Raw genomic sequence first — 21,740 nt, 5'->3', positions numbered from 1 at the left:
GCCTGTCAGAAGGCGCATGACTTGAAGACGGCGGGACGGAACGCAACAGCGTCCGCCCGCCGCACGTCCCTTGTCGCGTCCGCGCGGCGTGGCAGGGGCACGCTATTTTCGGGAGCCTGTTTCGTGATCCGTGCCCGCCGCCTGACGCTGCTAGCGTCGCTGATGCTGTCCGGCATCGCCACCGCCCCGGCCATGGCCGAACTGCCCCGCCTGTTGCCGGTGCCCGCGCAGATGCGCGAAGGGCAGGGAACTTTCCTCATTACATCCACCACCCCGATACGGGTTCCGGCCAATGACGCCGCCGCCCGCAACGCGGCCGAGCGGTTCGCCGACCTGGTCGCGCGCAGCCGGGGCTTCCGTCCCCGGATCGAGACGGGCGGTGACGCCAACAATGCGATAGTGTTCCGCCGCGCCAAGACCGGTGCGGCGGAATCCTACACCCTCGACGTGACCGGCAAGGGCGTCATAATTGCCGCTGGCGATGATGCTGGCCTGCTCTATGGCGCGGTGACGCTGTGGCAGGCGATGACACAGGATCAGGGGGCCGGCCCGGTATCGGTCGCGGCGATGCAGATTGCCGATGCGCCGCGCTTCCAGTGGCGCGGGCTGATGCTCGACAGCGCCCGCCATTTCCAGTCGCCGGCCTATGTCCGCCAGTTGATCGACTGGATGGCGGTCAACAAGCTCAACCGGCTGCATTGGCATCTGGTGGATGATCAGGGCTGGCGTATCGAAATCCCCAAATATCCGCGCCTCACGGAAATTTCCGCCTGGCGTGTGCCCGCCGGGGCGCCTGGCGCGCCGCCGCTGCCCAAGGTCGGCGGCTTTTACACCCAGGCCGAAATCCGCGAGATCGTCGCCTATGCCGCCGCGCGCGGCGTCATGATCGTGCCGGAGATCGAGATGCCGGGCCATGCGCTGGCGGCGATCCGCGCCTATCCCGCGCTGGGCATGGGCGTGCCGATCCCGCCCGGCACGGAGTCCGACTGGGGCGTCTTCCCCTGGCTCTATAATGCCGATGACGCGACCTTTGGCTTTCTGGAGGACGTGCTGGCCGATGTGATGGCGCTGTTCCCGTCGCCCTATATCCATATCGGCGGCGACGAGGCGGTGAAGGACCAGTGGAAATCCTCGCCGGCGATGCAGGCGAAGATGAAGGCGCTGGGCATCAGCAGCGAGGACGCGATGCAGGGCTGGTTCATGCACCGCATCGACGATTTCCTGACGAAACATGGCCGCAAGCCGATCGGCTGGGACGAGATATTGGAAGGCGGTGCCTCGCCCCATGCCACCATCACCTCCTGGCGCGGGATCGAGGGCGCGGTGACCGCCGCCAAGTCGGGCCATGACGCGATATTGAGCCCGGCGCCGATCCTCTATTTCGACAATCGCCAGGGCTTCGGGCCGCTGGAACCGCCGGGGCGTGGCCATCTGTCCGACCTGCGCAGCGTCTATGATTTCAATCCCGAGCCCGAAGGGCTGAGCGCCGCAGAGCAGCAGCATATATTGGGGCTGCAGGGCAATCTCTTCACCGAGCATGTCCGCACCGAGGAACGCGCCCAATGGCAGCAATTCCCGCGCGGTAGCGCCGTGGCCGAAATCGGCTGGTCGCCGGTCACGAGCCATGATTTTGCTAGCTTCATGGACCGGCTGGTGCCGCAGATGATGCGCATGCGGACGCTTGGCCTCAAGCCCGCGATCAGCGCGCTGACGGTGACGGCGAAGACGGATTATGCGCCGAGCGACAAGACGGCGCGGGTGACGCTGGAGAGCCAGTCGGGCTTCCCGATCCATTTTACGCTGGATGGCAGTGCGGTGACGCCGCGCGCGCCGGTCTACAAGGACGGCCTCAGCCTGCCGGTCGGTACCCGGCTGCGGGCCGGTACTGCCTGGCGCGGCGGGATGATGCCGGTCGCGATCGACATCGGCCTCGACGCGTCCTTCCTGCGCCGCCGCACCGATGAGCAACTGGCAAGCTGCGCCAACAAGGTGGTGCTCTCGCTGGAGGATGATGCCCCGGCGCAGGGCGAGCGGGCGCATTTCCTGATCGATATCCTTGAGCCCTGCTGGCTCTATGTCGACGCCCCGGTTGGCGGCGCGTCCAGGATTGCGATCGAGGTCGGCCAGCTTCCGTTCAATTTCCAGATCGGCAAGGATCGCGACGCCATCCATTTCCGCCCCCCGGCGACCCCGGCGGGCGAGATGGAAGTGCGGGCCGGCGGTTGCGAGGGCGAGCGCATCGCCGTGCTGCCGCTGGCACCCGCGGTCGGCAATCCGGAGGTGACCCGTCTGGTTGCACCGATCGCGCAGCGCAGCGGCAAGGAGAATTTGTGCATCACCTATACGGCGAAGGATGTTGAGCCCCTATGGGCGATCAAGCAGGTGGAACTGATCCCATGAGCGGGATGATGGCCAGCGTGACGTTGCGCGCGCCCCTGACGGGCTGGCTGGCGTCGATCGAAAGCGTGCCCGATCCGGTCTTTGCCGAGCGGATGATGGGTGAGGGCTTTGCCATCGACCCGATCGAAGGCGAAGTGCGCGCGCCGGCCGACGCGACCGTGCTGACGGTGGCGCCGACTGGCCATTCGGTCTCGCTGCGCCTCGCCAATGGCGCCGAACTGCTGATCCATGTCGGGCTGGAGACGGTAGCGCTGGGCGGCAAGGGCTTCACGCCGCAGGTGAAGCCGGGCGATGCCGTGGCGGCCGGAGACCTGCTGATCGACTTCGACCTTGACGCCGTGGCGCAAGGGGCCAAGGCGCTGATCACGCCGGCGGTGCTGGCGGGCGAGGGCTATGTCCTGTCGCTGGAGCCGCTCGACCGGCTGGTCGGCTGGCAGGATGGCGTCGCGCGGATCACGGCGCTGGCGCCTGCAGCGGCCAAGGGTGACAGCGAAGGTGACAGCCATCAACGGGTCGTGCGCGTCGACGCCCCCCATGGCATTCATGCCCGCCCGGCCGCGCGGATCGCGGCGCTGCTGCGCACCTTCGTCGCGCCGGTGGCGATCGTGCGGGACGGCAAGAGCGTCAATGCGCGCAGCACGGTCGCGCTGCTTGGCCTGGGCGTGCGTAGCGGCGATGAGATCATGATCCGGGGCGCGGGCAGCGATGCCCGCGCGGCGGTCGAGGCGCTGGTGGCGCTGATCGAAGCGGGGTTGGGCGAGGAGGCGAAGGCTGTTCATCCTGCGGCTGCGCCGGTGGTGCCGCAGCATGGGCCGGTGACGGCCGCACCGGGCCTGGCGATCGGCCAGGTGGTGCAGCTGCGCGTCGCCGATGTCGATGTGCCGCGCGACGGGCAGGGCGGAGCGGCCGAACATACCGCGCTGGCGCGGGCTATGGCGGCGGTCGATGCCGAATTGTCGGCGGGCCATGGTCTGGCCGCCGAAATTGCGGCGGCGCATCGCGCGCTGCTGGCCGACCCGGAACTGGCCGAGGCGGCCGGGCACCAGATCGATGCCGGGCGCAGCGCAGCCTTTGCCTGGCGCCATGCGACCGCCCAGGCGTCCGAGGCGATCCGCGCGACCGGCGACCCGCTGCTGATGGAGCGTGTCGCCGACCTGATCGATATCGAGCGGCAGCTGATCGCCGCCCTGCTCGGCAGCGAGGCGAGCGCGGTGCCGGCGCTGCCTCCTCAAAGCATATTGATCGCCGAGGATCTGCTCCCCTCGCAATTCCTGGCGTTCGATAGGGACCGTCTGGCCGGAATCTGCACGGCGGCCGGCGGTCCCACTTCCCATGTCGCGATCCTCGCCGCGTCGGCCGGCATCCCGATGCTGGTCGCCGCTGGCCGGGATGTGCTGGCCATTGCCGAGGGGCGGACGGTCATTCTCGATGCGGACGGGGCCCGGATCGATGCCGATCCGGGCGTGAACACATTATCGGAGGTCAGCGAACGGATCGCCGCCGCGCGCGAGCAGCGCAGCCGCGACCGGGCACAGGCCCATGCCGATTGCCGCATGGCCGACGGCACCCGGATCGAGATTTTCGCCAATCTGGGATCGCAGGCCGATGCCGCCGCCGCCGTGGCGGCCGGGGCGGAGGGGTGCGGCCTGCTGCGCACCGAATTCCTGTTCCTGGACCGGGAGGAGGCGCCGGACGAGGCCGAGCAAAGAGAAATCTATTCCGGTATCGCAACGACATTGGGCGATCGACCGCTGATCGTCCGCACGCTCGACATTGGCGGCGACAAGCCCGTGCCCTATCTGCCGATGGCGGCCGAGGAAAATCCGGCGCTGGGCCTGCGCGGCGTGCGCCTGAGCCTCGCCCGGCCGGACCTGATGCAGGTGCAGTTGCGCGCGATCCTGCGCGCCGTGCCGGCGGACCAGTGCCGCATCATGCTGCCGATGATAGCCGACCTGTCCGACTATCGGGCGGTCAGGGCGATGCTGGTCGCGGAAAAGGCGGCGCTGGGCATCGACGTGCCGGTGCCGCTGGGGGTGATGATCGAGACGCCGGCGGCGGCGATGCTGGCCGACATGCTGGCGGCCGAGGCCGATTTCCTGTCGATCGGCACCAATGACCTGACCCAATATACGCTGGCCGTCGATCGCGGCAATGCGGCGGTATCGCACCGGATCGATGCGCTGCATCCCGCCGTGCTGCGCCTGATCCGCGAAGTCGGCCGCGGGGCGCAGCGCCATGGTCGTTGGGCCGGCGTCTGTGGTGGCCTTGCCTCCGACCCGCTCGCCGCGCCGATCCTGATCGGCCTCGGCATCACCGAATTGTCCGCCACGCCCGCCGCCATCGCCCGGCTGAAGGCGGTGGTGCGCACGCTCGACATGGCCCGTTGCATCGACCTGGCGGAGCGCGCCTGCGCCGCCGAAAGTGCCGCTGCCGTGCGCGAAATGGCCCAAGGAGTCCTGGCATGAGCTTCCGTCCCGCCATCCTGCTGGCCCGGCTGCAACCGCTCGGTCGTGCGCTGATGCTGCCGATCGCGGTGTTGCCGATCGCCGCGCTGTTGCTGCGCCTTGGCCAGCCCGACATGCTCGCCATTCCCTTCATCGCGGCGGCGGGCGATGCTATCTTCTCCAATCTCGGCCTGCTCTTCGCCGCCGGTGTCGCCGTCGGCCTGGCGCGTGAAAATCACGGCGCGGCGAGCCTGGCCGGCGTGATCGCCTATCTGGTGACGACCGAAGGCGCGAAGGTATTGCTCGTCCTGCCGCCCGACGTGGCGGAGGCGGCGCAGGCGGCCTGGCGCGCCAAGGAAATCGCCAAGGTGTCCGTTCCTGCCGGCATCCTGTCGGGTATCGTCGCCGGGCTGCTCTACAACCGCTTTTCCGACATCAAGCTGCCCGATTATCTCGCCTTCTTCGCGGGGCGGCGCTTCGTGCCGATCGTCGCGGGGCTGGCCGGCCTGTTCGGTGCGCTGATGTTCGGCCTTGGTTTCCCCTGGATCGAGGCGGGGATCGATCGCCTCAGCCAATGGGTGGTGGCGGCCGGGCCGCTCGGCCTGTTCGTCTATGGCCTGCTCAACCGGCTGCTGCTGATTACCGGGCTGCACCACATCATCAACAATGTCGCCTGGTTCCTGCTCGGTGACTTCCATGGCGCGACCGGCGACATCAAGCGCTTCTTCTCGGGCGATCCGACTGCCGGCGGCTTCATGTCGGGCTTCTTCCCGGTGATGATGTTCGGCCTGCCCGCCGCCTGCCTTGCCATGTATCGCACCGCCTTGCCCGATCGGCGCAAGCGGGTCGGCGGCCTGCTGCTCAGCCTCGCGCTCACCTCGTTCCTCACCGGCGTGACCGAACCGATCGAGTTCAGCTTCATCTTCCTGGCGCCGATCCTCTATGTCGTCCATGCGGTGCTGACCGGCCTGTCGATGGTCGTCATGGACGCGCTGGGCGTGAAGCTGGGCTTCGGCTTTTCCGCCGGCCTGTTCGACTATCTGATGAACTATGGCCTTGCGACCAAGCCGCTGATGCTGATCCCGGTCGGGCTTGTCTATTTCGCTGTCTATTATGCCACCTTCAGCTGGTGCATCCGCCGCTTCGACCTGAAGACGCCGGGGCGCGAGGATGAACCCGCCACTGCGGCCGAGATGTCAAGCGTGGCCGGTGCGCGGGGGCCGGCGATGGTCGCGGCGCTGGGCGGGAAGGCCAATGTCCGCTCAGTCGACGCCTGCACCACCCGGCTGCGGCTGGTGCTGGACGACAGCGCGATTGCGGACGAGGCGCGGCTGAGGGCGCTTGGTGCGCGGGGCATCGTCCGCCTGCGCGATGGCGGTTTCCAGGTCGTTCTGGGGCCGATCGCCGATCAGGTTGCGGCGGAGATCCGCAGCGCGCTGACCGGGCATGATCCGGCGCCGATCGCGGGCACGTCCGATCTGGTCGCGCTGCTCAAGGGCGCCGGCGTCCGCGCGGTCGAGCCGCGCGGCACGCGCCTGCTGGTGCGCGTCGATAGGCCCGCTGCCGTGGATGCGGCCGCGTTGCAGGGCGCGGGGGTCAAGGCCTGGGTGCTGCCGGCATCGGCCGATGGCTGGCTGCACCTGATCCTGGGCGATCAGGCAGAGCCACTGGCGGAGGCGCTACGGGCTGCCTAACCCAGCGCAATTCGCCGGCTGATGCCGATCGCGTCGAGAAAACGCTCGTCATGGCTGACGACCAGCAGGGCGCCGTCATAGCCGCGCAGCCCGGCCTCCACCGCCTCGATCGCTTCGAGGTCGAGATGGTTGGTCGGCTCGTCGAGGATCAGCAGCGGCGGCGGCGCGCTGCCCAGCACGCAGGCCAGGCCCGCACGCAGCATCTGCCCGCCGCTGAGGCTCCCGACCCGTTGCAGCGCGGCATCGCCGCGAAAACGAAAATGGGCGAGCAGGGCGCGACGGCCATTCTCGTCCAGTTCGGGGTGCAGCCGCGCGAGATTGTCCGCGATCGACAGCGCGGGATCGAGCAGTGCGGCAGTCTGGTCGAGCACGGCGTGGCGCACCGATCGGTCGATCCGTCCGGAGAGCGGCGGCAATGTGCCGGCCATGGTTGCGAGCAGGCTGGTCTTGCCCGATCCATTGGGCCCGGTGATGGCGATTCGTTCCGGCCCTTCGACCAGCAGTTCGACATGTTCCAGCAGGGGCGTCGCGGGATCATGGCCGACGCTGACATCGGTGAGGCGCAGGACGATCCGATCCGGCGCAAGGCCGGTCGAGGGCAGGGTGATGCGGATCGGCTCCAATATCTCGACCCGGCTGCGTGCGGCCTGCGCCTGGTCCTCCGCTTCGGCGCGCAGCCGCTCCGCGACATGGCGGCCGGCGGCGGAAGAGGCTTCCGCCTGGTTCTTGCGGGCGCCGATAAGGATGCGGGGCATGTCGCCGCGCGCGCCCTTGCGCGCGCCGGCTGCGTCGCGTCGCTGCTGGCGCTCGGTCGCGACCTGGGCCTTGCGCGTGGCCTGCTTCACCTGCCGCTCGGCGATGTCGAGGTCATGGGCGGCGGCGGTGAGTTCAATCGCCTTGCGCTCGCGATAATGGGACCAGTTGCCGCCATAGCGCTGGGCGCCGAGGCCGGTGAGTTCGACGATCGCGTCGACCCGCTCCAGCAGTTCGCGATCATGGCTGACGAGGATCAGCCCGGCGCGCCAGCCATCGACCAGTTCGGCGACGGCCGCGCGCCCGGCCCGGTCGAGATTGTTGGTCGGTTCGTCGAGCAACAGGAAATCGGGGGCTTCCAGGATCGCGCCGGCAAGCGCCGCGCGGGTGCGTTGGCCGCCCGACAGGGTGCAGAGCCGGGTATCCGGCCCGGCATCGAGCCCGACCCGCTTCAGCGCGGCGTCGATCCGGCTTTCCAGCGTCCAGTCGGCATCGGCCAGTTGCTCGGCGGTGGCATCGCCACTTTCGGCGAGGCGCAGCAGGGCGATGGCATCGGCGACGCCCCACAGATCGGCGATCCGTTCATTCGCGCCGAACTGCACGGCCTGGCGAAGACGGGCGATCCGGCCCTGCACGGCGATACTGCCGCTGCTGGGGGTGAGATCGCCAGCGATCAGGCGCAACAAGGTCGTCTTGCCGACGCCGTTACGGCCGACAAGGGCGGTACGTTCGCTCTGGAAACGAAGGTCTAGACCGGAAAGGACGGACTGGCCGTCAGGCGTGGTCCAGCCGAGATTGGAACAGGATATGGCGGGCATGAGCATGAATTTCCCTGGCAGCGGTGCGGATCGGCATTGCGGTCAGGTTGAAATCCACGGCACGGTCTCTTTTCTTGTGAATTGAGGCCGCAATCTAGCTGCGATCGCCGCCCTGTTCAAGCGCCGGGCCGTACAGGGCAAACATCGGCATCGCGATAAACGACGAAAAACCGCGCTTTTCTGCGGCCTGGCGGGATGTTCCCGCTCGTTTGTGCGCATGCTGTCACCGGCCGTGGACTTGTGCCGGCGGGCGCTGCTCCGCCATGGCAGGGCAGAACAAAGATTTCCTCGGAGGGGAACCATGAGCATAGCCGTCTTCGACTGTTCGGACATCGACCAATATCTCGGCAAGCCGATGCAGCCTGCGCGGATGCGCGAGCCGATCCACAATAATGATATCCGCCGCTGGGCGCAGGCGATGCATTATCCCAATCTGCTCCATTATGATGCCGATTATGCCGCCGAAGGGCGCTGGGGGCGGCTGGTCGCGCCGCAGAGCTTTGCCGTGACGATGGATGATGGCCATGGCGCCGGACCGGCCTGCGTCGGTTCCATCCCCAATTCGCACCTGCTGTTCGGCGGCGACGAATGGTGGTTCTATGGTCCGCGCATCCAGGGCGGCGACCTGGTCCATAATGAGCGCATTCCGTTCGACTATACGGTCAAGGATACTAAGTTCGCCGGGCCGACCTGTTTCCAGCGTGGCGACAATAATTACTACAACCAGAATGGCGAACTGATCGCCAAGCAGCGCTCGACCTCGATCCGCTATCTGGCCGAGGCGGGGCGCGAGAAGACGACCGATGTGGTCGAGGGCACCGAAGATCCGGTGTGGAGCGACGAGGAACTGGCGCAGATCCAGGATCGCAAGTTCGACTGGGTGCAGATGCTGCACGAACTGGGCCATGGCAAACGCTATTGGGACGATATCCAGATCGGCGCCGCGCTGCCCGAACGTGTCATCGGCCCGCACAGCATCGCCAGTTTCACCACCGAATGGCGCGCCTATCTTTTCACCATCTGGGGCGGCACTCACCGCCGCACCGATCTCGACATGGAGGCGCTGGGCTTCGTCAAGGAAATGGCGGGACATGAAAATGACCCGGTGATGGAGCGGATCAATCCGGAACTGACCGACGGCGCCTATTTCGGCCCGTCGCGCGGCCATCTCTTCCCGCGCTGGGCCCGCTTCATCGGCATGCCGCGCGCCTATGGCTATGGCGCGTCGATGGGCGCCTGGATCGTCGATTATCTGGCGGGCTGGGCCGGCGAATGGGGCATGGTGACCCATTCGGTCGCTTCCTATCGTGGGCCGGCCTTCACCGGCGACATCACGATCATGACCGGTACGGTGGTCGACAAGTTCGTCGACGATGACGGTCGCGACGTGGTGCAGATCGACTGCCGCATGGTCAATCAACTGGGCACAACCCTGGCGACCGCCAAGGCGGAAGTTGCATTGCCGCGCAAATAAGCGCGGCAATGGCCGCGGCGCGTTTTTGCGGCTCGCAGTGCCAAGATGTTGAAGCAAAAAGGGGATTTTCCTGCGTGCGACGAACGGTGCGTCGCACGCAGTGCCCGCAATGGCGCAACTTCTTCGAATTTCTAAAGATTTTGTTAACCATTTTACTCTAGGTTTTCCTTGGATATCAGGGAGAACAGGGCCATGCGCTCCGACGCAGAAAGCCTTCTGGCCCGGCTGGGGCGCCGGGATTTTCGCTATCGCGAGTTCGCGGACAGTTTCGCGGACATGGAATTGTGGCCGATTTTCGAGGCCCTGCTGACCGACCCGCGCGTGGTCGGACGCCCCCTGTCCAAGCTGGAAGCGCGCGAGGCTGAAGCCGTGCTGGCGGTCCGCCGCGCCGAGCCCGAGCAACATGCGCCCGCACCCCGCGCCAATGTGACCAGCATGTTCGACGCCTATCAGGACGCGCCGCCATCCGCTGCGCCGCGCGGCAATCTGCGCGATTTCCTGGGCCATCTGTCGAACGATCCCGACAAGCGAGATTATTGATGCCGCTGATCCTCTGTCATTCACCCAAGGGCGGCGTCGGCACCAGCTTCATCGCGGCGCAACTGGCGATCCATCTGGCGCAACGCGGGCATGATGTCAGCGCGCTCGACTTCACCTATCAGGATTCTCTCAAGCTCTATTTCGGCCTGACCCCGGCCCAGGGCCTGCCGGAACTGAACGACGGCAGCGCGGACCAGATCGCGGTGTCGGGCGTCGCGCTCTTTTCCGCTTATGGCCTGCGTCGTGACGCGACCTTCCAGGATCTGCTGGGCAAGCCGGATCATTCGCCGTTCGCCGGCAAGAAGATCTTCATTGCTGATGTGGCGGCGGGTGACCGCGAGACCAAGGACATGTTGCTGCCGCATGCCGCCCTGCATGTCTGTCCCCTGCATCCGCGCCCCGGATCGCTGGCGGCCCTGCCCAAGGTCGAGCCGGGCACCGCGACGATCGATCTTGCCAAGACCGGGTTCGTGCTCAACCATCTGGACGATACCCATCGTCTGTCGCGCCACACCCATATCTTCCTGCGTGAACTGTTCGGCAGCAAGCTGCTCGGCACAATCCGCCGTGACGAGGCGGTGAACGAGGCAAGCGCGATGTTCGAGCCGCTGGCCCGCTTCGCGCCGGCCAGCGTGGCGCTCAACGACCTGCGCAGGCTGGTGACGACCGTGGAACAGGCGGCCGGCCTGGTCGAGGCAGCCGAGGAGGCGGCTTCGTGAAGGCCCGGCAGGCGATCCTGAGCAACGGACTGCTGGTGCTGGCCGGGCTGTTCGCCCTGCTGGCGATCACCGTGCCGCTCGATCTGGAAGCACAGTGGATCTTTGCCGGCATCACCATCGTGGGCGCGACCATATTGGGGCGCATGCGCAGCCGCCGCGCACTGCTGGTGCTGGCGATCCTGTCGATGATCGTATCGACCCGCTACATGTTCTGGCGCACCACCGAAACGCTGGAGTTCGGCACATTAGCGGAATTTCTGTTGGGGTCGGGCCTGTATCTGGCCGAAGTCTATGCCTGGCTGATCCTGGTGCTGGGCTTCCTGCAGACTGGCTGGCCGCTTGACCGCGAAGTGGTCGAGATCGAGGGGGAGCCCGATCAGTGGCCCAGCGTCGACGTCTATGTTCCGACCTATAATGAAAGCCTGGAAATCGTCCGCAACACCGTGTTCGCGGCGATGGACATGGACTATCCGGCCGATCGCTTCCGCGTCTTCATCCTGGATGACGGTCGCCGGCCGGAGTTTCAGGCGTTCGCGCGCCAGGCCGGCTGCGGATATCTGACCCGCGGCGACAATCTTCATGCCAAGGCCGGCAACCTCAATGCCGCGATGAAGAAGACCAATGGCGAACTGATCGCCATCTTCGACTGCGACCATGTGCCGACCCGCGCCTTCCTGCAGATGACCGTCGGCTGGTTCCAGCAGGATCCCAAGCTGGCGCTGATGCAGACGCCGCACCATTTCTATTCGCCCGACCCCGCCCAGCGCAATCTGGGTACGGTCCGCGACCTGCCGGGCGAGGGCGACCTGTTCTACGGCGCGGTCCAGTCCGGCAACGACCTGTGGAACGCGACCTTCTTCTGCGGTTCCTGCGCGGTCATCCGCCGCGATGCGCTGGCCCAGACCAACGGTTTTGCCGGCGAGACGGTGACCGAGGACGCCCATACCGCGTTGAAGTTGCAGCGCATGGGCTGGAACACCGCCTATATCGGCGCGCGCCTGTCCGCCGGCCTCGCGACCGAGCGGCTGGTGCTGCATATCGGCCAGCGCATCCGCTGGGCGCGCGGCATGACGCAGATCTTGCGGATCGACAATCCGCTGTTCGGGCGTGGCCTCAATTGGCAGCAGCGACTTTGCTACCTGAATGCGATGCTGCATTTCCAGTTTCCGCTGCCGCGCATCGTCTTCCTGACCAGCCCGCTTGCCTATCTGATCTTCGGCCAGAACATCATCCATGCCTCGGCCTCGCTGATCTTCGCCTATGCGCTGCCTCATCTGGTCTGTTCGATGACATCATCGGCCAATACGCAGGGCGGGGATCGCCGACCGTTCTGGGGCGAAATCTACGAGACGATCCTGGCTTTCCACCTCGCGCGCCCGACGGTCATGACCTTCTTCCAGCCGCGCAAGGGCAAGTTCAACGTGACGGACAAGGGCAGCCTGCTCGACCGGACCTATTTCGACCTGTCGACGGTGCGCCCGCACCTGATCTGCATCGGCCTCATCATCTTCGGCATCGGGCTGGCGATCGTGAAGCGGGTCTTCTTTCCGCATCTGTTTAACATCCAGACCGATACGCTGGTGCTGAACGTCGTCTGGGCCGTGTTCAGCCTGATCATCCTGATCGCCGCCGTTTCGGTCGCGCGCGAGACGCGGCAGGCGCGCGAATATATCCGTATCGTCACCGAATTGCCTGTCACCCTCTACATGGCCGATGGCTATGTGATCGACGCGACGACGATCGACATTTCGATGGGCGGTGCCGCGATCGCCGTGCCGCCCGACTTCCCGCTGCGCGACCGGCGCGTCGCCTATATGTCGCTGCCGATGGGTGACGAGAAGCTGACGATCCCGGTCGAAATGGTCCGGTTCGATCGGGGCGAGGTCAATCTGCGCTTCCAGGAACTGGACATGATCTCTTCGCGCCACCTTGTCCGCGCGGTGATGGGCCGTGCCGATGCCTGGCAGCCCGCTGCCCCCCGCAAGCCGGTTTCGGCCCTGCACTCTCTCTGGGATATCATCGTGGTCGACTATATGACCCTCAAGCGCCTGTTCCGCCTCAACCGCACGGAGCGCCGCAAGCAGAAGAAGGCCGTTCGCCTGGCCGCCGCTGCGAAAGCCGCCAAGCAGGCCGCGGCCGCATTGCTGGGCCTGGCCGCGATCGGGACGCTGGCGCTCGCAGGCAGCGATCGCGCCTTCGCGCAGGCGGCACAGGCGCCTGCGGCGACGCTGGCACCCGCCACCGCAGCGGGCGTGCAGAAACAGCGGCTCAGCTTCCGCGACCTGCAGGTCAAGATGCCGATCCGCCTGGCCGGCACGCGCGGCGAAATCGGCATTCCCTTCGGCATGCGCCGCAACGAGGTGGTGACCGACAGCAGCCTGACGCTGAATTTCGCCTGGTCGCCGGCGATGCTCGGCGACCTCAGCCAGCTGGTCGTGTTGCTGAACGGCGAAGTGGTGCGTACCATTCGCCTGACCCCGGCGGAATCCGGTGGTCAGAACATCACCATTCCGGTCAATCCGGCGCTGTTCCTGCCGGGCGACAACCAGCTGAACCTGCGCCTGGTCGGCCATTATGCGCGCGATTGCGAGGATCCGTTCCACAGTTCGCTCTGGGCCAATATCAGCAATGTCCGGTCCTGGTTCGACCTCAGCGTCCAGACGCTGCCGATGGCGCCGGATCTGGGCCGTCTGCCCGGTCCCTTCTTCGACCGGCACGACAATCTGCCGCTGCGCCTGCCCTTCGTCTTCGCCGGCACGCCGCGCGCAGGCGAGCTGGAGGCGGCCGCCAGCCTGGCCTCCTGGTTGGGTGCGCAAGCCAGCTATCGCGGCTTTTCGTTCAAGCCGGTCTACAACCAGATCCCGACCGGAAACGCGATCCTGTTCGCGACGCCGGACCGGCCGATCGCCGGCCTCAACCTGTCGATCACCGGGCCGAGCGCCACGGTCATCCGCAATCCGCGCGACACGTTCGGCGAATTGCTGGTGGTGATGGGCCGCAACGCCAGCGAGTTGAAGCTGGCCGCTGCGGCGATCGCCAGCGGCCGCGGTGTGCTGAGCGGCGCGCGGATGAACTTTGATGGGGTCCGCATCCCGACCTATGCGCGCTATGCCGCGCCGCGCTGGCTGCGCACCGACCGCCCGGTTCAGCTGGGCGAGATCATGGATGCCAATGCGCTGCAGGGCATGGGCCTGCCGCCTGGCCCGTTGTCAGCGCGCTTCCGGGTCGCGCCCGACCTCTTCTTCTGGCCGCGCCAGGGCGGTCGCCTCGACCTGCGCTATCGCTATCCGGCGGCCAAATGGCTCGATCGTCGTGCCTCGCGCCTCGATGTCTCGATCAACAACCAGTATCTGCGCACGCTGCCGCTCGCCGGGGCTGGCTGGTGGGACAGCCTGTTCGGGGCGCAGGGCGCATCGTCCAACGATTCCAGCGCCTCGATCGTGTTGCCGCGCTACAATCTGTTCGGCCAGAACGAGCTGATTTTCGACTATAATCTGATCATTGCCGACAAGAAAAAGTGCGAAGGGACGCTGCCCGACAATGTCCGGGTCAGCGTGCGTCCGAGCAGCAGCATCGACCTCAGCCGCGCCTATCATGCGCTGCACATGCCCGATCTCGCGACCTTTGCCGGCGCCGGCTATCCCTTCACCATCCGTCCCGACCTGTCGGAGACCACGGTGCTGATGGGCGGCCAGCCTTCGGCCGGGGCGGTCGAGGCCTTCCTGGTGCTGATGGGCCGCATGGGCGATTCCACCGGCGCGCCAGTGACCGGGGTCGTCGTCGCCAACGCGGTCGATGGCGAGCGGCTGCAGGGGCGTGACATCATCGTTATCGGTGGCAGCAGCGTCGCGGGTTCCGACCAACTCTTCGCCGGCGCACCGGTCCGCTATGAAAATGGCCGGCTGCAGGTGACGGAGATGAGCCCGGTCCAGCGCATCTTCGCCTTCTTCTCGCCGTTCGATCGATCGGGTGATGGCGAAGCGGACGCATTCGTGACCTCGTCCAGCGGCTTTGCCGGCATTGTCGGCTTCGAATCCCCGTTCGAGAATGGTCGCAGCGTCGTGGCCCTGCTGGCGGACGATCCGCGCGCATTGCCCGATCTGGTCGGCGGCATGGCCGATGCCAAGATCAACGCCCAGATCCAGGGCGACCTGGCCGTCACCAGCGGCGACGGGATGAGCAGCTTTGCCGTCGGACCCGGCTATTGGGTCGGTTACCTGCCCTTCTGGATGAAGGCGGCCTTCTGGCTGAGCCAGCGTCCTTTGCTGATGGCCGCCTGTGGCCTGCTCGCGGCGCTCATCCTCGCCGGACCGCTCTATCTCTACCTCAGCCGGCAGCAGCGCCGCCGCCTGAGCAAGGAGGATGAGGCATGAGCCGCACCCTCCGCCTGCGTGTCACCTGCGCCGCCCTGGCGCTGGCCTGTATGGCGCCGCTGCCGACGCTGGCCGATGTGCCGGGCGTTGCGCCGCTGATCCAGCAGGGCCGCTACTGGCAGTCCAAGGGGCGGCAGGATCTCGCCAACCAGGCCTATCGCCGGGCGCTGGCGCTCGATCCCAATAATGCCGAAGCGCGCAAGGGGCTTGCCGGCCCACCGCCCAAGGCACAGCCGGCACCCAAACCCACGCCCACGCCCGCGCCGGCACGGCGCGCCGAAACGACGCCACGCCCGACGCCCACGCCGGCTGCGGCCCCCTCGGCGGCAAATCGGACGCAGACCGCGCGCCCGAGCGGCAATACTGGCGGCGGCGCGTCGCGCGCGAGCGGTTTCAAGGCGCTCGACGCCAATGATCTGGATGGCGCCGAGCGGGCGTTCGAGCGCGCCGTGGCGGCCAATCGCAACGATGCCGACGCGTTGGGCGGCCTTGGCCTGGTGCGCTTGCGCCAGGGGCGCTTTGGCGAAGCGCGTGACCTGCTCGATCAGGCGTCGCAGCGCGGTTCGGCCGGGCAATGGGCGCAGGCGCTGGCCTCCGCCCGCTTCTTTGGCGGGCTGGCCGATGCGCGTGCGGCGCTGGCGCAGGGGCGGCTTGGCGAAGCGCAGGCCGATGCCGAGGCGCTGGTCCGTTCCGGTTATCCGCAGCGTGGCCCGGCGCTCGAATTGCTGGCCGATATCTATGAGCGGCAGGGGCGCTATGCCGATGCGGCAGATCTCTACCGGCAGGCAAATGAAGGGACGAAACAGTCCGATGGTCGGCTGGCGAGCCGGGCGGCGCGCGATCGCGCCCGTGCCGCGGCCGCGCGCGGCGATGATGTCACCGCCGAACAGGAATTTCATTCCGGCCTGTTGCTGGACCAGCAGGATCCGTGGATCCGTTACGAGTTTGCCCGCTATCTGATCCAGCGCCAACGCCTGCCCGAGGCGGAATCGCTGATCAACTCGCTGGGATCGTCGAGCGACCCGGACTGGCTCTATGCGGCAGCGTTGCTCAACGCCGATCGCGGCCGGGCGTCGGCCGCCGATACGCTGATGGCGCGCATTCCCGAAATGCAGCGCACGGAACAGATGCGCAATTTCGCCGTCGGCCTGAAGGTGGATGGTGCGATCGAGCGGGCCAAGGCCATGGCCGCGCAGGGCCGGCAGGCCGATGCGCTGATGGCGCTGCGCCAACTGGCTGCGACCCCCGGCATCGACCCGACCAAGCAGGCGGCTGTGGCCGACGCGATGTTCGAACTGGGTGACCGGGAAGGGGCGGCGCAACTGGCGCAGCAGGCGCTGACCGCCGGGACCATCACCGACCCGGCCGGCTATGAACCGATCGTGCGCGTGCTGGCCAAGACCGGGCGCGATGCCTTTGCCACCAGCGCCGTGCAGCGCGCCGCGCAACTGGCGGGCAATACGCCCGACGGCCAGCGTGTCGTTGCGCGGATGAACGGCATTATGGCGGCGTCGCAGGCGGATCGGCTGCGACTGGCCGGACAGAACGCCCAGGCCTTCGACCTGCTGCAAGGCGCATGGAACGCCGCGCCGGGCAATCAGGAAGTGCTGGCCGCGCTGGCACGGCTCTATCAGTCCGGTGGCATGCCGGCCCAGGCGGCGCAGACCTACCAACTGGTCCTGGCCCAGTCGCCCAATGACAAGGGCGCGTTGATGGGCCTGATCGAGACGGCGGGCGCAGCGGGCGACAAGGATCTGGCGCGCGCCACGATCGAGCGCGCCTTGCAGCAATCGCCCAATGATTATCAGATTTACATGGCGGCGGCGCGGATGGAGCAGGCGCGGGGCGACGAGGGCGCCGCGCTGCGCTATCTGAAGCGCGCGAAGGAAGTCTATGCCGCGCAGAGCGGCGCAGGCAATGTCACCGCCAGCAATCCCTTCGCCGCGACGATGCAGGGCAACAACCCGTTCCGCAACCAGTCGGCTGCGGTCGCTCCTGCGGCGGTCAATCCGTTCGCGCTGGGATCGGGCGCCCGGCTGGCCGGACAGGCGCCGTCACCGGCAGGCATGGCGTTCGCGCCGATGCCGCAGGCTGGCGAAGCCGGCGGCTTCCCGCCTGCGGTCGTGGCCCAGTCTGCGCCGATGCCGGGCGGCTATCCGCCGGTCGGCGTGCCGGCGTCTGCGCCCGGCGGATCCATGATGACGAGCGGCGATCCGGTGATGGACCGTATCCAGACCGAGATCCGAACCCTGACCCGTGACAGCGGCCCACGCGCCGAACTGCGCACCGGCTATCGCGAGCGATCGGGTGAAGCGGGGCTAAGCGAACTCAAGGAACTGACCGGATCGGCCGAAGTGTCCACCAGCCTTGGCAACGGGCGGATCAAGGCGAGGGCGGAAGCGGTGGTGCTGGATGCCGGCCGTCCCAGCCGGTCGGGGCTCGCCCGCTTCGGCCGCAATGCGACGCCCGAAGCGCAGGGGATCGTCGATCAGGAGGAGTCCGCGCTGGTGGATGCCGATACCCAGCATGCGTCCGGCGTGGCGCTGTCGGCCGGCTACGAGACACCACTTCTGAAACTGGAGGTCGGCGTCACGCCGCTCGGTTTCGAGGATAGCGACGTGACCTGGCATGCGGCGATCAGCCCGCGTTTCTCGCCCTATGCGACGGCGCGTGCCTGGTTCGAGCGCAAGCCGGTGACCGACAGCGTCCTGTCCTATGCTGGCACACGCGATCCCGTGACCGGGGCGATGTGGGGGCAGGTGATGCGGACCGGCGGCGGCGCATCCTTCTCCTATGATCAGGACGGGGCGGGGGTCTATGGCGACCTGTCCTATTATAAATATGCCGGGCATGATGTCCGCAAGAACCATGGTTTCCAGGCCAATGTCGGTGGCTATCTGCCCTTCTATCGCGGCGATCGCTCGTCGATCACCGGCGGCGTCAATGTGAACTATCAGGATTTCGACAATAATCAGAACTACTTCACCTACGGCTTTGGCGGCTATTTCAGCCCGCAGAGCTTCTTCAGCATCAGCCTGCCGGTGCGTTATGCCTATGCGTCGGACCTGCTGGAGGTGAAGGCGGGCGTGGCGCCTGGCTATCAGAGCTACAGCCAGGATCAGGTCAACGTCTATCCGACCGATCCGGCGGCACAGGCGGTGCTGGATGGCCTCAAGGCCCAGAACAGCGATGTGCGCTCCTATTATGACAGCCTGAGCAAGACCGGCTTTGCCCTTTCGGCGGACGGCTCGATCTATTATCGTGTCAGTCCCAGCACGCGGGTCGGCGGTGAGATGAGCATCAACACCTTCGGCAGCTATGACGAGTTCAAGTCGCTGATTGGGATCAAACAGTCTCTGGGAGGCAATTGATGATCCGGGAAGCCGTGGAATATCAGCCCGCCGAAACCGATCAGTGGACGATGGACGGGCTGTCGCTGCTGACCGCGATGATCGGCAGCGAGGTGTTCGGCACCGCGACCCGTGGTCAGGCCGATGCCTTTTTCGGCGCGGTCGGTCGGCGCATCGCGTCGCTGCTTCAGGTCGCCGACATTTCGGACGGCGATGCGCTGATGGCGCGGATCAACCGGCTGTGGCGGACGTTGGGCTGGGGTGAGGCGCAATTGCGGATGACGGACGATGCAATCATGATCCAGCATGTCGGTTTGCCCGAAACGCTCCAGGGCGATGTCGATGGCCGCTGGGCGGACATGGCGCCGCCGCTGCTGCGTGGCGCCTATGACGCCTGGTTCCGGGCGCTGGGCGGCGGCGCGGACCTGCATACATCCGTGCTGCAATGGCGCGACGGCATCATGGAAATACGCCATGGGCGTTGACCGGCGTGCGTTGCTGGTGGGGATGGGACTGGTTTTCACAGCAGCCTGTGCCAAGGCGCGTCAGCCGCGGGGCAGCAGCGTGACCAATGGCGACTGGGCCCGGTTCAAGGCCGCCTTTCTCGATCCGTCCGGCCGCATCATCGACAATGGCAATGGCGGTGTCAGCCATAGCGAGGGGCAGGGCTATGGCCTGGGCCTGGCATTGTGGAACGATGACCGGGAAGCGTTCGACGCTATCCTGCGCTGGACCGATAGCAATCTGGTCCGGCCTGATATGGCGCTTTACGCCTGGCGCTATGACCCGCGGCAGCCCAATCCGGTGGCGGACACCAATAATGCGACCGATGGCGACCTGTTCATTGCCTGGGCGCTGGCCGAAGCCGCGAAAAGCTGGGGCGAGGGGCGCTATGCCAGCCGTTCGGCCGAGATCCGCGCCGCGATCCGCCAGCATCTGGTGCTGGAGCGCCATGGGCGCAAATTGCTGCTGCCCGGCCTGCAGGGCTTCGTCACGCCAGAGGCGGTGACGCTCAACCCTTCCTATTTCGTCTGGCCCGCGCTCGACGCCTTCCGTCGCCTGGATGGGGATGCTGCCTGGGGGCGGATCATCAGTGACAGCGAAGCGCTGATGGCGGCGGCGCAATTCGGTCCGCTCAAGCTGCCGACCGATTGGGTCGATGTGACGGGCCATGACATGGTCGTGCCGGCCGTGGGCAAGCCCGCCCGTTTTGGCTTCGACGCGATCCGTGTGCCGCTCTATGCCCAGGCCGGGCGCCGGGCTGCGCTGCTGAAGCCGATCCGGGATTATTGGCAGGGCTATGTGACCCGGCAACAGCCGATCCCGGCCTGGGTCGATGTCCAGTCCGGGGAGGTCGCGCCCTATGCGCTGTCGGCGGGTGGCATGGCGATTGCCGGCAAGATCATGGGCCTGCCGCAACCGGCAGGCCTGTCGACCGATTATTATGCGGCCTCGCTGCAGATGCTGGCCGGCAAGCTCGCCTGATCGGGGCTGAGCTGGTGGCTCAGCCCAATATCCCCGGCAGGTCGAGCCCCTTGTCACGGGCACAGTCGCGCGCGATCTCGTAGCCCGCATCGGCATGGCGCATCACGCCGGTGGCCGGGTCGTTCCACAGCACCCGTTCCAGCCGCGCGGCCGCTTCCGCCGTGCCATCGGCGACGATCACCATGCCGCTATGCTGGCTATAGCCCATGCCGACGCCGCCACCATGGTGGAGCGACACCCAGGTCGCACCCGACGCGGTGTTGAGCAGGGCGTTGAGCAGCGGCCAGTCGCTGACCGCGTCCGACCCGTCCATCATCGCCTCGGTCTCGCGATTGGGGGAGGCGACCGAACCGCTGTCGAGATGGTCGCGGCCGATGACGACGGGGGCCTTGAGTTCGCCCTTCGCCACCATCTCGTTGAAGGCGAGGCCAAGGCGATGGCGATCGCCAAGCCCGACCCAGCAGATGCGCGCGGGCAGGCCCTGGAAGTGGATCTTCTCCCGCGCCATGTCGAGCCAGTTGTGGAGATGGGCATTGTCGGGCAGCAATTCCTTCACCTTGGCGTCGGTCTTGTAGATATCCTCCGGATCGCCCGACAGCGCCGCCCAGCGGAACGGGCCGATGCCGCGGCAGAAGAGCGGGCGGATATAAGCGGGCACGAAGCCGGGGAAGTCGAAAGCATTGTCCACGCCCTCATCCTTGGCCATCTGGCGGATATTATTGCCGTAATCTGTGGTGGGGACGCCGGCGGCCTGGAAATCCAGCATGGCACGGACATGGACCGCCATGCTGGCCTTGGCGGCCTTCGCCACCGCTTCGGGCTCGCGCTCGCGCCGCTCGATCCACTCGGCAACACTCCAGCCGGCGGGCAGATAGCCATTCACCGGGTCATGGGCGCTCGTCTGGTCGGTCAGCAGGTCGGGGCGGATGCCGCGCGCGAACATTTCGGGCAGGATTTCGGCCGCGTTGCCGAGCAGGCCGACCGAGACGGGCTTCTTGTCGGCGCAGCTTTTCTCGATGATTGCCATGGCTTCCTCGATCGTCGCGGCCGCGACATCCAGATAGCCGGTGCGCAGGCGCATCTCGATGCGGCTCGGCTGGCATTCGATCGCCAGGCAGGAAGCACCAGCCATGACGGCGGCGAGCGGCTGCGCGCCGCCCATGCCGCCCAGCCCCGCCGTCAGCAGCCATTTGCCGCTGAGGCTGCCGCCATGATGCTGGCGCCCCATCTCGACGAAAGTCTCATAGGTGCCCTGCACGATACCCTGGGTGCCGATATAGATCCAGCTACCCGCAGTCATCTGGCCGTACATGGCGAGGCCCCGCTTATCGAGTTCGTTGAAATGCTCCCAATTGGCCCAGTGCGGCACCAGATTGGAGTTGGCGATCAGCACGCGGGGCGCATCGCGATGGGTGCGGAACACGCCGACTGGCTTGCCCGACTGCACGAGCAGGGTCTGGTCGTCGTCCAGCCGCTTCAGTGTCTCGACGATCCGGTCATAGCTTTCCCAGTCGCGCGCGGCGCGGCCGATGCCGCCATAGACGACCAGTTCCTCGGGCCGCTCGGCGACATCGGGGTGGAGATTGTTCATCAGCATGCGCAGCGGCGCTTCGGTCAGCCAACTCTTGGCGCTGAGATTGGAGCCGGTGGCGGGCTTGATGATGCGGCTATTGTCGGTGCGGGTCATGGA

At 66.8% G+C, this 21,740-nt stretch carries 12 protein-coding genes; 10 read left to right on the top strand and 2 right to left on the bottom strand.

The genetic code is table 11. The annotated features are described in order from the left end of the window. Positions 1 to 123 precede the first annotated feature (123 nt). From ACI6S0_RS08770 to nagE, 3 genes are read left to right on the top strand one after another with little or no spacing between them, the layout of a single operon-like run. Positions 124 to 2,400 (top strand): beta-N-acetylhexosaminidase, encoded by a 2,277-nt coding sequence (locus ACI6S0_RS08770; protein ID WP_434405555.1) that lies wholly within the window; start codon positions 124 to 126, stop codon positions 2,398 to 2,400. Beyond that, a complete protein-coding gene (gene ptsP, locus ACI6S0_RS08765; protein WP_434405554.1) occupies positions 2,397 to 4,865 on the top strand; it encodes a phosphoenolpyruvate--protein phosphotransferase in 2,469 nt (822 codons plus the stop codon). The genes ACI6S0_RS08770 and ptsP overlap by 4 nt, the downstream gene beginning before the upstream one ends. After that, positions 4,862 to 6,538 carry an N-acetylglucosamine-specific PTS transporter subunit IIBC gene (nagE, locus tag ACI6S0_RS08760; protein ID WP_434405553.1) on the top strand — a complete coding sequence of 559 codons (1,677 nt, stop codon included), beginning with the start codon at positions 4,862 to 4,864 and terminating at the stop codon, positions 6,536 to 6,538. Before ptsP ends, nagE begins: the two co-directional genes overlap by 4 nt. Here the strand turns inward: nagE and ACI6S0_RS08755 are convergent. Next, positions 6,535 to 8,115, bottom strand: a complete 1,581-nt coding sequence (locus tag ACI6S0_RS08755; protein WP_434405552.1) for an ABC-F family ATP-binding cassette domain-containing protein — start codon at positions 8,113 to 8,115, stop codon at positions 6,535 to 6,537. The two genes, nagE and ACI6S0_RS08755, sit on opposite strands and share 4 nt — an antisense overlap. A gap of 295 nt (positions 8,116 to 8,410) precedes the next feature. Between ACI6S0_RS08755 and ACI6S0_RS08750 the strand changes: the two genes are divergently transcribed. From ACI6S0_RS08750 to ACI6S0_RS08720, 7 genes are all read left to right on the top strand, one after another. Beyond that, positions 8,411 to 9,583 (top strand): FAS1-like dehydratase domain-containing protein, encoded by a 1,173-nt coding sequence (locus ACI6S0_RS08750; protein ID WP_125996869.1) that lies wholly within the window; start codon positions 8,411 to 8,413, stop codon positions 9,581 to 9,583. Between the two features lie 192 nt (positions 9,584 to 9,775). Beyond that, the gene (locus ACI6S0_RS08745) at positions 9,776 to 10,123 is read left to right on the top strand and encodes a hypothetical protein (protein WP_099230088.1); all 348 of its coding nucleotides are present in this window, start codon (positions 9,776 to 9,778) and stop codon (positions 10,121 to 10,123) included. Further along, positions 10,123 to 10,842 (top strand): ParA family protein, encoded by a 720-nt coding sequence (locus ACI6S0_RS08740; protein ID WP_017499185.1) that lies wholly within the window; start codon positions 10,123 to 10,125, stop codon positions 10,840 to 10,842. The genes ACI6S0_RS08745 and ACI6S0_RS08740 overlap by 1 nt, the downstream gene beginning before the upstream one ends. Further along, a complete protein-coding gene (gene bcsA / locus ACI6S0_RS08735; RefSeq protein WP_434405551.1) occupies positions 10,839 to 15,215 on the top strand; it encodes a UDP-forming cellulose synthase catalytic subunit in 4,377 nt (1,458 codons plus the stop codon). Before ACI6S0_RS08740 ends, bcsA begins: the two co-directional genes overlap by 4 nt. After that, the gene (locus ACI6S0_RS08730) at positions 15,212 to 18,586 is read left to right on the top strand and encodes a cellulose synthase subunit BcsC-related outer membrane protein (protein WP_434405550.1); all 3,375 of its coding nucleotides are present in this window, start codon (positions 15,212 to 15,214) and stop codon (positions 18,584 to 18,586) included. Before bcsA ends, ACI6S0_RS08730 begins: the two co-directional genes overlap by 4 nt. Beyond that, entirely contained in the window at positions 18,586 to 19,050 is a 465-nt protein-coding gene (gene bcsD / locus ACI6S0_RS08725; RefSeq protein ID WP_010339109.1) for a cellulose biosynthesis protein BcsD, read from the top strand. The genes ACI6S0_RS08730 and bcsD overlap by 1 nt, the downstream gene beginning before the upstream one ends. Continuing rightward, positions 19,040 to 20,050 (top strand): glycosyl hydrolase family 8, encoded by a 1,011-nt coding sequence (locus tag ACI6S0_RS08720; protein ID WP_434405549.1) that lies wholly within the window; start codon positions 19,040 to 19,042, stop codon positions 20,048 to 20,050. Before bcsD ends, ACI6S0_RS08720 begins: the two co-directional genes overlap by 11 nt. A gap of 19 nt (positions 20,051 to 20,069) precedes the next feature. On the opposite strand, the gene hutU is transcribed toward ACI6S0_RS08720, so the two are convergent. After that, positions 20,070 to 21,737 carry a urocanate hydratase gene (gene hutU / locus ACI6S0_RS08715; RefSeq protein ID WP_434405548.1) on the bottom strand — a complete coding sequence of 556 codons (1,668 nt, stop codon included), beginning with the start codon at positions 21,735 to 21,737 and terminating at the stop codon, positions 20,070 to 20,072. Positions 21,738 to 21,740: the final 3 nt, after the last annotated feature.

Origin of the sequence: Sphingobium sp. DN12 (assembly GCF_051058005.1) — a bacterium.
In the GTDB taxonomy this organism is placed as follows: domain Bacteria; phylum Pseudomonadota; class Alphaproteobacteria; order Sphingomonadales; family Sphingomonadaceae; genus Sphingobium; species Sphingobium yanoikuyae.
The sequence above is the reverse complement of the archived record's forward strand: the minus strand, read 5'-3'. Positions and strand labels throughout refer to the sequence as shown.

Bases quoted from the DNA above. Each gene is read 5' to 3' on its own strand.
- ptsP (WP_434405554.1), top strand. From the start codon at position 2,397: ATGAGCGGGATGATGGCCAGCGTGACGTTGCGCGCGCCCCTGACGGGC.
- nagE (WP_434405553.1), top strand. From the start codon at position 4,862: ATGAGCTTCCGTCCCGCCATCCTGCTGGCCCGGCTGCAACCGCTCGGT.
- ACI6S0_RS08755 (WP_434405552.1), bottom strand. From the start codon at position 8,115: ATGCTCATGCCCGCCATATCCTGTTCCAATCTCGGCTGGACCACGCCT.
- ACI6S0_RS08750 (WP_125996869.1), top strand. From the start codon at position 8,411: ATGAGCATAGCCGTCTTCGACTGTTCGGACATCGACCAATATCTCGGC.
- ACI6S0_RS08745 (WP_099230088.1), top strand. From the start codon at position 9,776: ATGCGCTCCGACGCAGAAAGCCTTCTGGCCCGGCTGGGGCGCCGGGAT.
- ACI6S0_RS08740 (WP_017499185.1), top strand. From the start codon at position 10,123: ATGCCGCTGATCCTCTGTCATTCACCCAAGGGCGGCGTCGGCACCAGC.
- ACI6S0_RS08730 (WP_434405550.1), top strand. From the start codon at position 15,212: ATGAGCCGCACCCTCCGCCTGCGTGTCACCTGCGCCGCCCTGGCGCTG.
- bcsD (WP_010339109.1), top strand. From the start codon at position 18,586: ATGATCCGGGAAGCCGTGGAATATCAGCCCGCCGAAACCGATCAGTGG.
- ACI6S0_RS08720 (WP_434405549.1), top strand. From the start codon at position 19,040: ATGGGCGTTGACCGGCGTGCGTTGCTGGTGGGGATGGGACTGGTTTTC.
- hutU (WP_434405548.1), bottom strand. From the start codon at position 21,737: ATGACCCGCACCGACAATAGCCGCATCATCAAGCCCGCCACCGGCTCC.